Annotated in this window: 7 protein-coding genes; all 7 read right to left on the reverse strand. The window is 35.1% G+C overall.

Going from position 1 to position 15,384, the window contains the following annotated elements; genetic code table 11:
• Positions 1-68 precede the first annotated feature (68 nt).
• The 7 genes from FLP_RS16285 to FLP_RS16315 all read right to left on the reverse strand — a co-directional run bounded on the left by FLP_RS16285 (position 69) and on the right by FLP_RS16315 (position 15,327).
• Positions 69-1,871 (reverse strand): glycoside hydrolase family 2 protein, encoded by a 1,803-nt coding sequence (locus tag FLP_RS16285; RefSeq protein WP_065450579.1) that lies wholly within the window; start codon positions 1,869-1,871, stop codon positions 69-71.
• Positions 1,872-2,174: 303 nt separating this feature from the next.
• Positions 2,175-3,584, reverse strand: coding sequence for a hypothetical protein (locus FLP_RS16290; protein ID WP_065450580.1), 1,410 nt, complete (start codon positions 3,582-3,584; stop codon positions 2,175-2,177).
• Between the two features lie 165 nt (positions 3,585-3,749).
• Positions 3,750-4,649: a PKD domain-containing protein gene (locus tag FLP_RS16295; protein WP_065450581.1), complete on the reverse strand. Its 900-nt coding sequence runs from the start codon at positions 4,647-4,649 to the stop codon at positions 3,750-3,752.
• 267 nt (positions 4,650-4,916) lie between these two features.
• The gene (locus FLP_RS16300; protein WP_065450582.1) at positions 4,917-6,011 is read right to left on the reverse strand and encodes an endo-1,4-beta-xylanase; all 1,095 of its coding nucleotides are present in this window, start codon (positions 6,009-6,011) and stop codon (positions 4,917-4,919) included.
• Positions 6,012-6,093: 82 nt separating this feature from the next.
• A complete protein-coding gene (locus FLP_RS16305) occupies positions 6,094-7,686 on the reverse strand; it encodes a RagB/SusD family nutrient uptake outer membrane protein (RefSeq protein ID WP_065450583.1) in 1,593 nt (530 codons plus the stop codon).
• Between the two features lie 40 nt (positions 7,687-7,726).
• A complete protein-coding gene (locus FLP_RS16310; protein WP_065450584.1) occupies positions 7,727-10,753 on the reverse strand; it encodes a SusC/RagA family TonB-linked outer membrane protein in 3,027 nt (1,008 codons plus the stop codon).
• Between the two features lie 446 nt (positions 10,754-11,199).
• Positions 11,200-15,327: a hybrid sensor histidine kinase/response regulator transcription factor gene (locus FLP_RS16315; RefSeq protein WP_065450585.1), complete on the reverse strand. Its 4,128-nt coding sequence runs from the start codon at positions 15,325-15,327 to the stop codon at positions 11,200-11,202.
• Between the last annotated feature and the right edge of the window lie 57 nt (positions 15,328-15,384).

A 15,384-nucleotide genomic window follows, 5' to 3' on the forward strand; every position in this document is an offset into this window, starting at 1 on the left:
TAATTCGCAAAAAAAAGTGCAGTCGTCTTTTCAGGCAACCGCACTTTTTTAATTATTTAAACTTTCTGTTATTTATACTCTTCCTCTTTTTGAGCGTACCAGTTTTTCATAACATAAAAAGCTTTCTTTTTGATTCCCTGATCAGAAATTAATCCTTTTCGGTTAAAGAAATCCTGAATATTAGGCAATTGTCTGCGTGGTGATCTAAAATCGACTAAAATCCAAGGAGAAACTCCCGCCAAACCTTCTATACGATTGAACATTTGAGTGTTTTGAACATACAATTCTTCCTGATATTCTTCGTTCCAGCGCTCTTTTTTATCACCATGCAAACCTTGTAAAGCTTCTCCACCAAACTCACTGATAATAACGGGTTTGTTATACGGAATTATCCATTGCATGTCTTTACACGATTCGTTGGTTCCTCTGTACCAACCCAAATATTGGTTGAAACTCACAATATCTACATATTCGTTCATATTATCGTGAAGTGTATTTACGTTGTTCGGACTTTTGGTTACTTCCATCGCCATGCTTATTAAACGCGAATTATCCTGAGTACGTGCATATTTAGCCAGTTTACTCAAAAAGATATCTCTATCGTCACCATGCGGTGTTTCATTTGCAATGGACCAAATTACAATTCCACAACGGTTTTTATCCCTGTAAATCATATCGTGAAGCTGACGTTCGGCATTGGCGTAAGTATCTAGATTTGTCCATGAAATAGTCCAATACACCGGAACTTCAGACCAAATCATTAAGCCCATTTTTTCGGCTTGTTTTACCATATTTTCGTTATGCGGATAATGCGCCAGACGTACATAATTACAACCTAATTCTTTTGCCCAGGTCAATAACGTAACCGCATCTTCTGTAGACCATGCTCTTCCCGATCGAAATGGAGCTTCTTCATGAATACTGATACCGCGTAAAAAGACTTTCTTTCCGTTTAACAAAATTTCTTTTCCTTTTGTTTCAATAGTTCTAAAACCTATTTGATCCGCAATACTTTCATCTGCTTTGTCAATGGTTACATCGTATACTTTTGGTTTTTCCGGAGTCCATAAAATGGGATTGGTTTTAATCTCAAAGTACGCCATTCCTTTGGCATCTGTTGTGATGTTTTTCTTGATTTTAAGTTCCGGAATTTTTATCGAAACCGACTGATTTGCCGTTTCACTGTTCAATTTTACCCAGCCAGAAATTTTTGTTTTGTCCTTTTTATCCATCTGCACCAGATAATCTTCGATATAAGTATTGGGAACCTGGGCCAAAGTAACATCTCTGGTAATTCCGCCATAATTCCACCAATCCATGTTTACAGTTGGCACATTATCTTTATGGCGTTTGTTATCTACTTTTACAACCACAAAATTATTTCCGTCGACTAATAAATCGGTTACATCAAAATTGAATGGTGTATAACCGCCAACATGACTTCCTGCCAATTTTCCGTTTACATATACTTTCGCATCATAATTAACTGCTCCAAAATGAAGAATACCTTTGCTTTGAGAATTCTTTTTATAACTAAAATCTTTCTCAAACCAAACCGTTCCTTCGTAAAAAAACAATCTTTCGTCTTTAGAATTCCAATCAGAAGGAATATCCATAGTAGCAGAAGTTGCAAAATTATATTCGGTCAACTCAGTGGTGTTGAATTTTTTATTTTGGAAAAATCCATTGTCTTTAAAAGGCATAAGACGATAATCATAATATCCGTTTTCGAGCGGATCTACAATATAACTCCATTTTCCGTTTAGGTTGATGTTGTTTCGTGACGCAATATTCGCAAGTAACGGAATTTCCTGCGCCATCATTTTCCCAAAAATCAGAAAAGTAAAACACAGCATTATTATTTTTCTCATAGCTTAAATTATTTTTTATTTTTAATTATCTGGCGTAATATTTTAACACATAGAAACATAGATTTCTTTATCTTTAAAAAAGGCGTTTCACTTATTTAAATGCACATAGCTGGATTTCTATTCTAAATTTTATCTGCTAATCTGCTAAATCTGCGGGAAAAATTTTTAGCTCGCAGATTGAGCCGATTGAGCCGATTTTACTTGTTTAGATTCACAAAGCTTAGTCTATATATTAGAAACTAGTTTCTTTTATTATACTTTTTTCAAGTCTAAAAAAACCTATGTTTCTATGTGTTTAAAAATTTATTTCTTATCAAAATACTGCGTCAATTCATACGCATTATCATTGATGATTTTCATCTCTTTTAGTAAAGGCGTATACGGTTCAAATGCGCTGTTTACAATACCTTTATTTGAATCTCTGTTCGAATAATCAGTCGTTAAATCTTCGGGATCATTATCCATATATTTGAACCAATGCCATCCCACCGAATATTTATTTTTCAGTAATTCCAACGTGAAATTCTGATAGAAAAGTCCTCTCTCTTTCTGCGTTCGAACGAGCCATCCGGCGCCGGTATTGTTAGGCAATCCAGAATCTTCTCCTTTGGTATACCATTCTGTAATCAAAAACGGTTTTCCTGACCATTCGCCCCAATTGTTCATTAAATCCTGACTCGGTTCCCATTTCCTGTAATGGTTGATCGAAACAATATCCATGTATTTTCCGGCCACTTTAAAAATCTCCGGATTTGTTAATTCCTGTTCTTTATCCTGATTAAAACGACATCCTAAATAAAGATGATTGGGATCTGCTTTTTTAAGCGCCGCTGTTACCTTTTTCATATAAGTTTCAAAATAAAAAGCAGTAAATGCCATTCTATCTTCGTGATTTACATCTGATATCGAAGCATTAAAGCCTTTTCTTTGAGCCAGCCATTCTTTTGCGGCGAGATAACCTTGTTCATCTTTGGCCAATAAAGTTAAATGTTTATCTAATGCGTCGTTATACCACGGCAGTTCATTATCAGTAAAATAACCCATCAAATACTTATCATTTTTGTACTGAGAAAGGTCTTTGAATGCTTTTTCGATATACGCATCAAATTCTTTGTCAAAAACCATAACCAAATCAAAACGGTAATTTTGCCAGTTGGCTTCTTTGTATTTTCCACCGTATTTTTTAATATGATCAGAATGATACATTCCCATTGGAGAAACAATAACCGTGTAAACCAGCGGATTTTCTCCTTTTCGAACTAAGTCTACATTCGACCACGCGCCTACTCCGTTAAATCCGTTATCGCGAAGTAATTTTGATTCTTGTTTGAGCCAATTTTCAGGACTTCCAAACTTTTTATCAAATGCTTTTTGTTGATTTACAGAACGGCCCGCATTAAAAACAGCAACTCCTTTATAAATAAACGGATAACCTTCGGGGTCGATAATCCACCATCTGTTGTCTATTTTTTGAGTTCTAAAAAATCCTGTAGCTTCTTTTTGCCATACTTTTGATCCTCCATAAATAGAAATTGGTTCTTGTTTTTTAGTTTTAAATCCGGGTAGTTTGTCAACCGTTATGGCTTCATACGATATCCATTTGGGATCTAAAGCGTTTTGTCGGGCTTCGACTTTTTGATATTTAATACTATTCTGCGCCTGCAAAGAAATCAGGTTTATTAAACAGAATATGAGATAAAGGAAATGCTTCATTACATTAGTTTTTATTTTTTTAAGAGGTGTTTTTTAGTATTCAGTCACAGTATTCAGTTCTCAGTCGCAGTCGCAGTTTTCAGTTTAATACTACTGAGAACTGAGACTGAAAACTGAGACTGAAAACTGAGACTGAGACTAATTTTATTCTATGTTTTTAAAAAATTATTTCGATAAATAGATATGATCAACATCAAAAATGTAATTGTTCATCGCTCTTACATCTTCCGGATCAACGCTTCGCAAAACCAAAATATCTTTAATTTTGGTTAAATCTAATGCTGCGTTTTGTTTTTTGTATTCTGCAATTGGGATCTTAACCATATTCCAGCTTCCGTCTCTTTTTAGTCCGTATAAATTGCTTGTGGCATCAAATTCTACATAACCTGTATTCGAGGCATCTTTCATTCTAAATCTGATTTTTCCAGTACTAGTCGTTCTTACCGCCATATTGATATAAGTGTAAGAAGTGATATCCGTGAAATTTACAAACGACAGAATTGCCATTGCCCATTTTGCTTCGGCTGCAGGTGGTGTTGCCGGAAGAGAAAAATTTCTGTAAGCACCTTCATAACCATCAGTAGCCACTTCTTTAAGTACAAACTGATTACTTGAAACCCAATTTAAAACAGGTGCCGTTTTGGTAAAATCAGTATTATCAGAGTAAATTTTAAGCGCATCAGCCGGGATAACAATTGGCGGAGTTGCAGGAGCTTCGACTTCTACAGTAAAGGTTTTCTTTTGTATCGTATTATCCACAAAAGTAATTTCGAGAGTTGTTGTAAAAGTTCCGCCTTTAGTATATTTTACCTCAACATTTGGTTCGATTGAAGATCCCGGAGCCCCGCCCTGAAAAGTCCATTTTACAGCACGAACTTTTGTTGACGCATCGGTATAAGTAACTGTTTCTCCTGCTTTAACAGAAGTGTTAGTTGAAGTTGCTTCTAATTTCCCCTGATTATAAAGATAGACTTCACGTACATCATCATCGCAGGAAAGCAAACCTATCGAAAGCACTAGAAACAAGTATTTTAATTTGGCTATATTATTTAGTTTTATGTTCATGATTTCTTTTTTTGATTATTTTTTTTTAAAAGAAAATAGACGAAAGAGTAAAGAATAAAGAGTTCGCATTTTATCTTTTTCTTGTTCGTTTCTAAATAGAATAAAGAATAAAGAATAAAGAGAATAGATCTCTCAGCAAATTTTGATTCTTGTTTTTTAAGAGAATAGAATAAATAATATAGAGAAAGTATTCCTCATCTAATCTTGCTTCTTGTCTCTTGCTTCTATTTTCTATTTTCTATTCTCTATATTCTTTATTCTAAAACTCTATTTTAACCCGTCTAAAAATCCCTGATAGGCCTGTTTTTTATTATAATCGGCATCCAAAAGCAAAGGATATTCTTTAGGATGCCAAAAACTTGTCAGCCAGGTATATTTATCGGTTACACCCCAGGTTGAGATCGCAAATTTTTGATTTTGAGGCAGTTCTTCATACATAGTGGTAATGTATTTATAGGTTTCAGATTGTTTTTGCTGTTCAACATCATTAAACACATATGAATCTGATTTTCCGGTATTTACTTTAATATCCAATTCTGAAATATGAATTAGTAATCCTGTTGAAGCCAGATCTGTAAAACCGGTTTTCATGGTTTGTCGGTTGGTATCGGTCGCATAATGAAACTGATCTCCCAGCCCGTCAATTGGCACTCCGTTGGCTTTAAATCTTGCTACCATTTTTTTGATAGCCGCTCTTTTTCCACCGTCAATAACAACGCTGTAATCATTGTAAAATAATTTAGCATCCGGATCTGCTGCTTTTGCGTATCTGAAACATCTTCCGTAAAATCCAATTGGGTCTTTAAAAAGCGAATTGATAACCGTTTCATTTCTTAAAGCTCCTCCATCTGCAAAAACCTCATTTACAACATCCCAACTTTTTACTTTTCCTTTATAATGTCCTACAACATCTGTAATATAAATTTTGACTTTGGCTTCGAATGCAATTGAATCGTATTTGGCATTTTTAAACCATTCCGGAAACGAATCGTACCAAACCAATGTATGTCCGTGAACTTCCAGACTATTGTCTTTGGCAAAATTTACCAGATAATCTCCCGCTGTATAATTGTATGCTGCCGAAGAAGTCCAGATACTTGCCATTTTCATTTCGTATTCGGCTGTAATTTGGCTGTAATGTTTTAAGACTGCATTTTTAAAATTGGCTTCGTTTTGCAAATCTTTCATTTTTACTGCAGCGCCAATTTTAAACTTTGCTTTTTCTTTTAAAGTCAATGTTGGAGTTGGATTTACCGGAGCTCCATTATCATCAACATTAATGAAAACTGTTTTTTCGTCATTGCTGCAAGAAGCAAACAACAAAGCGGTTAACAGACCTAAAATATATTGTTTCTTTATCATCGTGTTATTTTTTATTTGATTTGGAAATCAAAACCAAATTCAATTTCCAGCTCGATTGTTACTAACAAAAACTTGATTCTAATTAATTATATCCCACATTAAATCCTGCCGGTTTTCCCATTAAATCAATCTGAGTTTGCGGTATAGGCATATTGACCATTACTGGTGTCATCTTCAAAGGCACTTCTCCCGCACTCGTTCCGGATGGACTTGAACGGAAATATAGATTTTGTCTTTCTACTAAAAGTCCTAATCGTTTTAGCAAGAACCATCTGTTGTTTTCGAAAGCCAATTCTCTGGCTGATTCATCCAAATAATTATTTAATGTCCAGGTTGTCAAATCAAAAGTGGTTACCGTACTTTCCGGATTTCCGGTATAACCTCTTCTTCTCACTTTATTCAAATAAGCCAGTGCTTTTGTGTCATTACCCAGATTATGATATGCTTCAGATGCCAGTAAATAAGTTTCGGCTAATCTGTAATACATATAATCTTTGTAACTGTTGGATGTCATAGGCAGTTTTTCTGTATCGTGGTATTTTTTCAAACTCCAGTGCCAGGCTCTGTAATTTCCGTTTGGAGCCGCAATTGCCGGATTGGTAATCGGCTGGCCAAATTTCGGGTTACCCGGAACATTGATTTTATAATCCTGATAATTATCTGAGTAATAATAGGTTTTAAACCTCAAATCGTTGGCCTGATCGTAAAGTGATTTCAAATAATTGTTAGGATAAAACCATCCTAAAGACTGACCTCCATAAGCCACATCCTGAATCATTTCGCTTGCATTTAATTCATAAGGCCTATGTGTAAAAACGCTTCCCAGCCAAAAACCTCCTCCGCCTGCCAAATCATCACTCGGACCTAATAGAAAATCTCTTTGATAAGTAAAAAGTGATTCTTTATGGTTGGCATTTTGTCCCCAAACCTCAGCCAATGGCACTAAACCGTGCGTTCCGTCATTGATAATTGCATCAAATTGTGCTGCTGCTTCTGTCCAGTCTTGCTGCCATAAAGCGCTTTTACCGCGTATGTGTCTTGCAACACCTTGTCCGTAACGCCCTGCATCTACCTTAAAAGGAAGATTTGCAATGGCATAATCAAGATCGCTGTCTATTAATTTGTAAACATCGGCATCGCTGGCTACTTTATATTCTGCTACATCATTAATATTTTCCGGTGTTGTTGGAATGGTATCAATTAAGATTCCGCCATACATTTGTTTTAAATCCAAATACAATTCGCCTCTTATAACACGTGCTTGTGCCACAAGTCTTTTCTTCGCATTTTGATCCATATTAATAGATCTTGCCGAAGTTATAATGGCAGAACATCTGTCGATAATTTTATATCCCTGAATCCATTTTGATCCTGTAAAAGATTGCGGATTATGTCCTGTTCCATAAGGCGTATTCCAGGTTCTGTGCAATCCTAAATCTGTTGCGACCATAAAAAACACATTGGCCCACAAATCACTATTATCTCCCGATGGAGAATTATAATACCTCATTTGGTTGTAAAGTGCATTTACTCCAACTTCTAAACCGGCTGGAGAAGTGTAGATATAATCTACAGAAATCTGATCTTTTACGTTTTCTTCCAGAAATTCTTCGCACGAAGTCAATCCTAAAGAAAGTCCGAATATCAAAACAAATAGAAAATTTATATTTTTCATGATCTTGTTATTTTTATTTTATTGATGTCTTAATGTGCTGTTAGAAACCTACTTGTAAGCCTATAACACAAGTAACAGGTTCCGGATAATCGTTTATATCTTTTTCAGGACTGTACGACTGATAATCTGTAATGGTAATTAAATTACTTCCTGTTACATACAATCTCATATTAGTTAGGCCTAATGATTTAAGTGTATTTTCAGGAAACTTAAATCCAAGTGATACATTTTGTAAACGCACATATGAAGCATCCTGCAATCCTAAAGTGTTGATATACGGCGGATCATTTCCGTCTCTTGGTCTTGGCCAGTTTCCTCCGGGATTTTCCGGTGTCCAGTAATCTTGTTTTACTCCGTTTTTAACGCCTCTTAAAGAACCTCCTTTTACATAATCGTATAAAAATAAATTATCTCTGGTAACGCCCTGAACGGTATAAATATCTGCCGAGAAATCGAAACGTTTGTATTCTAAACTTACTGAAAAAGTTCCGAACCAATCCGGCATTTTTGAAGTGATTACCCTGTCCTGATCCGGATTTGGATTTGCACCGTTTGAAGGATCTGCATCATATAATTTTATATCTCCCGGATATAAAGTTGTTCCTGTAACAAGCGGAATATTTTCTCCCTGCTGATAAATTCCAACGGCTTTATAACGGTAATACACATCAATTGGTTTCCCAATGAACCATAAATTTCCAACAGAATCATCTTCTTTTCCGTCTCCGTTGGCATCTTTACCATAAATGCTTACAATGCTGTTTTTGTTTTTGGTGAAAGTTGCGCCAAGATTCAGTCTGAAATCTTGTTTTTTGATTACATCTCCATTCAAAGTAATCTCTAAACCTTTGTTATTTACTTTACCAAGATTGGATAATTTGGTAGTATATCCTGTATTTGCATTTAGCGTTTCATAGATTAATAAGTCTGATGTATCTGTATTATACACCTCAACTGTTCCCGTTAACCTGTTTTTGAATAACCCAAAATCAGCGGCAAGGTTTAACTGTGTTGACGTTTCCCAACGCAAATCCGGATTAGACAATTGTGAACCCGGAACATAACCGGATACTTTTATTCCGTTGATGATATAATCTCTCTGATCTGCCACTGCCATACTTTGGTACGGATCTTTGGGCTGATTTCCTACTTTACCATAACTGGCTCTTAATTTTAAATTGCTCAAAACAGGAACGTGCTCTTTTATGAAACTTTCGTTCGAAACATTCCAGGCAGCATTTACAGCAGGAAAAAATCCCCATTTATTGTTTTTACCAAATACTGATGATCCATCGGCTCTGCCCGAAACTGTAAAATAATATCTGTTATCGAAATCATATTCTAATTTTCCTGCAAATGAAATTAGCGATCTTTCATTTCCGCCAATTTCAGGTGTATTCAAAAAAGCACTTTCTAAACCGTAAATTCCCAAAATATCACTCGGAATTCTGCTTGCGGAATTTTTAAAATCATTGTATTCTGATGATGTTATTTCGTAAACTCCTGTTGCATTAAAATGGTTTTTCTCGGCCAGTTTAAAGTTGTAATTCAAAATATTACTAAACTGATATTCTACATTGTCTTTGAAAAGAATACTGCCGCTACCTTGTCCTGAATTTGCGATTCCTGAAAGTGATCTCGAAGAATTAAAATTCATTGCTTTGTAATTCCACGATCTTCGGCTGGCATTCAATTTGTAGGTAAAACCTTTTAAAATATTGATATCCAAAAACACATTCATAATGTCGTTTCTGTTTAGCTCATTTGTATTGGTTTCATAAATATCAATAAGCGGATTTGGTGTTTCCTGAATTCCACCCGGAAGATGACGGAACGAACCATCATCATTGTAAATTTTACCCAGCGGTGATGTATTAATGGCATTATTTAGAATGTTCCCCACATTTGGACGATTTGACTCCGAAAACTGAAGCGAAAGATTCATTCCCACTTTAAGCCAGTCGCTAATTCTTTGGTCAACATTAATTCTCATGGCTACTTTTTCGAAGTCGGTATTGGGTACAACTCCAGAAGTATTGATGTAATTCAAACTTGTAAAAATGCTTGTTTTATCTGTTCCCGATGAAACACTCAAACTATGGTTGTTGGTAACGCCGGTTCTTAAAGCGTATTTCTCCCAATCGATATATTTTCCTGATTGAACTGATTCTAGCTCAAGCGGAGAAAAAACCTGATTATCCGGTCTGTAAACACCATTATTGCTTGTTCGATAGGCTTCTCTTTTTAATTGGGCAAACTCTTCGCCGCTGTAGATATCAAAATTTCGGTTGATGGTCTGTACTCCCGAGAAACCATTATAGGCAATTTTTGCCTTTCCGGTTTTTCCTCTTTTCGTTGTAATCAAAATCACACCATTTGATGCTCTTGCTCCGTAAATAGACTGTGCGGCGGCATCTTTTAAAATTTCTAAAGAAGCAATATCATTGGCATTAATATCATTGATACTCCCTATAACTATACCATCTGCAATTACAATTGGTTCGTTACTTCCGTTGATTGATTTTTTTCCTCTAATTTGAATTGAAGACGAACTTCCCGGTCCGCCATCGGCCAATGAAACCTGAACTCCCGCTGCTTTACCTCTCAGCATTTCTGCCACATCAGAAGTCGCTACTTTTGTCATGTCACCGGGTTTTACCGATGCAACAGAACTAATTACGTCACTTTTCTTTTTTGTTCCGTATCCTACAACTATAATTTCATCCAGCGCTTGGGAGCTTGCTTTCATGACTACTTTTAGATTCTTTTTATTTTCGGTTGGAACCGAAACTTCATCCATTCCTATAAATGAAAACACCAATATGCTGTTGGCCGGAACATTGATACTGAAGTTACCATCAAAATCGGTCTGAACTCCTTTTGATGTTCCTTTAGAAAGTACATTTACTCCCGGTAAAGGCAGGCCTTGATTATCGACTACTTTTCCGGTGATTGAAGTTTCCTGTGCATTCGTTGTGGTAGCGAGCATACACACAAAAAGCAGTAAAATTAGTTTTAGATAATTTCCTTCAAGAAAAAACATCTTTTCATGTTTGTTTTTTTTCATAAGTTATTTTTTGGTTAGTTAGTGTAAAATCAGTCATGATTTCATTACAAATGTGACCAATAAATGATGGTTTTAGGGGAGGAAGATATTCGTTTTTAGGGGGATTAATGTGTTTATTTACAATTTTAAGCTATAAAAAAACAGTATTCGTAATAAAAAACTTAAAAAATTGAAGTTCGATTAATTTGATAAAAAAGTTAACCGCAAAGCGCGCAATGAAGTGAAACGCAAAGTCCGCAAAGCTTAAATTAAACTTTGCGGACTTTGTATATGATTTATTTTGAGGGTATATTCAAATAAAGCAAACTCAAATTAGACGCGGAATTTACTGATTTGCTTCGCAAAGACGCGGATTAAACGGATTTAAATTTGTAATAAAAGATCTGTGTCGATCAGCGTTTTCGCGATAGCGAATCTGTATCATCAGCGTTCAATAAACGTTACATCTAATTATTCAAATGAGAGATTTTATATTCAGTAGGCGATAAATTATAAAACTTTTTAAATTCTTTGCTAAAATGTTTTCTATCATTAAAACCCACCATATATGTCACTTCAGACACTGAATAACTGGTATTTGTCAATAAACTGGCTGCTTTCTTTAATCGCATATTTTTTATCAAACCAGCAACAGATTGGTTGGTAAGCGTTTGTACTTTTTTATAAAGAACGGTTCTGCTCATTCCTATTTCCTTAACCAAATCATTGACATCAAAATTAGTATTATCGATATTTAATTCAATGATATGCATTAGTCTTTTTACAAATAAACCTTCGGGCGTGTTGACATTTTCCTGTTCAGCATCTGTAATAAATCCTTCCCCGTATTTCTGACGCATTATCTCTTTGGCTGATAATAAATTTGCAATCGTAAGCTTCAATTCCTCAATACTAAAAGGTTTCGAAATATACGCATCTGCTCCTGTCGAAAGTCCTTCGATCCTGTTTAAAGTAGACGATTTTGCGGTTAAGAGAATAACGGGAATATGATTGGTATTGAGATTGGTTTTTAAAATTTTACACAATTCAAAACCGTCCATTTCAGGCATCATAACATCACTTACAATAAGATCCGGAATTTCTTTTTCCATGTATTCTAGTGCTTTTATTCCGTCTGTAAATTTCAGGACTTTGTACTCGTAATATAAAATATCATATACAAAGGACAATACTTCTTCGTTGTCTTCTATAACGAGAATTGTTTTTTTCGCACTGTTTTCCGGTTCCTCATGATCTTCTGCTTCATAGGTTTCGATTTCGGTTTTCACATCCGAAATTGGACTTGCGTTCTCTTCTATTTTTATGGCATTTTCAACGATCTGTGATTTTTTAAAATGATCTTTTCCTTTCTTTAAAGTAATGGTAAATATGGTATTAAAATTGGCATCGGCTTCTGTTTGTACTTTAATTTCTCCGTGATGCAGTTCTACAATACTTTTGCTTAAAGCAAGACCAATTCCGCTTCCCAAATTCGCGCTTCCACGATCGTCTAATTGAAAAAAGTTTTTAAAAATTTTCTTTTTCCTGTTTTCCGGAATACCAATTCCGTTGTCTTTTACTTTTATTTCTATACAATCTGAATCTTCTCTTTGTTCTACAGCTAAAGTGATTCGGCCGTTTTTACTGGTAAATTTAAAGGCATTCGAAAGCAGATTATAAATGACTTTCTCCATCTGATTTTTATCAAAATAAATCAAAGCGGTATTGATATTGAGCACAAATTTGTAATCGATTTTTTTCTCGACGGCAAATCCACGAAACGATTCGTAAATATCAAAACAGAAGGAAACGATGTCTTGTTGTTCGCAATAAATTTTCATACTGCCTTTTTCGGCTTTCCTGAAATCCATTAATTCATTGACTAATTTTAATAATCGGTCAGAATTATTTTTGATGACTTTGAGTTTGTGTTCGAGATTCGAATTCTTTTCGGCACTATTTAAAAGTTCCTCAACCGGTCCGCTTATCAGTGTTAACGGCGTTCTGATTTCATGCGAAACATTGGTAAAGAAATCCAGTTTCATTTTATACAACTCTTCTTGTCTTTCTTTTTCAACCTGTTCGAGATAAAATGCCTGTTTTAATAATTCCCTATTTCTAAAAAATCGGAATAATAAAACAGAACCGGCAAACAATAATCCGAAATAGAAAATATATGCCCACCAGGTTTTCCACCACGGCGGCAGCATAATAATTTTTAAGGTTTTTACGGCTGGATTCCATTTTCCGCCGCCATCTGAAGTTTTAATTTTTAAAAGGTACGTTCCTGAATTTAGATTGGTTAGATTGATATAATGCTGTGAACCAATAGTATGCCAGTCATCTTTATTAAAAGAACTTTCTAATTTATAGGCATATTCATTTTTCTCTGGCGTTACAAAGTTCATCGCACTAAATTCAAGACCTACATAACCCTGATCATGACTCAAAGTAATTTCCTGAGTTTCACTGATATCTTCTTTTAAATCTACCTCTTTATTTCCTGGTCTGATTTCTTCATTGTTGACAATCAGTTTTGTTAGAACAATCTCGGCATTATCCGGAGTCTTGATGAGTTTTAACGGATTAAAAACGATCAATCCGTTTGAAGATCCGAAGATCAACTCATTATCATTTAATCTCAAACTGCTGTTGTTTGAAAACTGTTTTACCTTTAAACCATCTTTTGAGGAATAAGATGTAATTTCAAAATCTGAAATATTGGGAATCGTTTTAAACTTCTTTGTTCTTATTTTATACAATAAATTATTATCGCTGACCCAGATATTTCCTTCTCCATCTTCTGAAATGCTTTTTATGGTTTCGTCTGTAAAACCCATTGCGCGGTTGATTTCGAAAAAATGTCCGGAATTTTCATTCAACAAATTGATCCCCCCGCTTTCAGCGCCTACCCAAAATCTTTTCTTCGAATCGGTAAACATTACGGTAAGACTGTTATTGGGCAATCCGCTCGCTTTACCTGATTTATAGATTTTGGTAACTCTTTTCAGTTTTTTGTCGAAAAAATTCAGACCGTATTGTGTGGCGATCCATAAACCATTTTCGCGATTTGCGATATCTGTAATAAAATTATCGCTGAGTGCATTTGAAGTCCCGTCGGCCATGTAACTTTCGATAGTACCGTCCGGAAGTATTTTTTTTAATCCGTTTCCGTTAGTTCCCACCCACAAATCTCCGTTATCACCCAATAATGAAGTTATCGGTCGGTTACGTTCTTTTGGATTTGGAGAAAGTACTATTTTACTGAATGTTTTGTTGCTTTTATTGAATTTAAAAAGTCCGTTAAAAGTTCCGCAGAATAAATTCTCATTTTGATTTACCAAAGCAGTAATCATGTTTACGCTTTTATCAAAATCATTAGTATCAATTAAATAAGCAGTATTGCTTTTGCTCCTGAAATCCAGAAAGTTCAAACCTCCGCCATTTGTTCCTACCCAGACAGCATTATTATTTTCTTTGGAAACGGCATTTACGAGTGCACTGTTTAACCCGAAATTGGGTTTTATAACCTCTCGTATGTTTGTAAAATTAGTATTGGTTTTCTGGAAAAAGTTGACGCCTCCGCCATTTGTCCCAATCCAGATATCGTCGTGGCGGTCTTTTAGGAAACATTTTACATCATCATCAGATAAACTGTAACTTGCAAGCGGATTGTGCTGGTATTTTGTGAATTCATTTTTATCCTTTTTAAAAACACACAAACCGTTTTTTGTGGCAAACCAAATGGTATTGGCATCTACAGCCACAATATCGTTGACCCAATTTGAAGATAAACTTTTCCCGTTACCAGAATTCTGAAGATAATTTTTTACGGAATTTCCGGCCGCATTAAAATGAAAAACTCCGTTTGCTTCTGTCGCAAACCATAAGTCGTTGTTTTTTTCCTTTATTATCTTCCAAATCTTTGATTTTAGTAATGCTTCATTTTCTTTTAAGGCTTTAGGAAGTTCTTTTTTTGAACCATTTTTGGGATCAAAGCATTCCAGTCCTTTTGCCGTGCCCACTAAAACACCGTAATTACGATCGTAAAAGAGTGATAAAACCCTGCTTTTTCTAAAAGGAGAATTATGATCGTTGGAGATTTCTTCTAATAAATATTGTTTTTTATTAAGGCGTTTGACACCACCAAAAGTTCCAATCCAGATGCGGTTTTGATCGTCCTGAATGATCGATGAAATGTAGTTTCGCCCGCCTTTTACCTTTTGAACATCGACTCTTAAAAAATCACGTTCTTTTTTCTTAAAAAGGTTTAAGCCGTTATTAGTCCCTATCCAGAGTTGTCTTTCGTTATCTTCTAAAACAACATTGATGTGATTGTTACTGATGGTATTTAAAATGTCTTTGTTGTAGGCATATCGTAAAAAACTGTAACCGTCGTAGCTAATTAATCCGTTTGCAGTTCCTATCCAGATAAACCCTTTTTTGGTTTGATGAATGCTTGATATCATACTCTGCGAAAAACTGACATCATAATCGATATGATCAAAATATAAATCTGAACTCTGTGCAAGAGAACTCAACGAAATCGAGTACAATAAAATACAACTTAAAAGATACTTCTTAATGCTTTTCATATATAGAATAAAATAAGAGCTCAACAATAAATTTTGAATGGATCTGATACAAAAGAG

Origin of the sequence: Flavobacterium piscis, assembly GCF_001686925.1 — a bacterium.
Taxonomy (GTDB): domain Bacteria; phylum Bacteroidota; class Bacteroidia; order Flavobacteriales; family Flavobacteriaceae; genus Flavobacterium; species Flavobacterium piscis.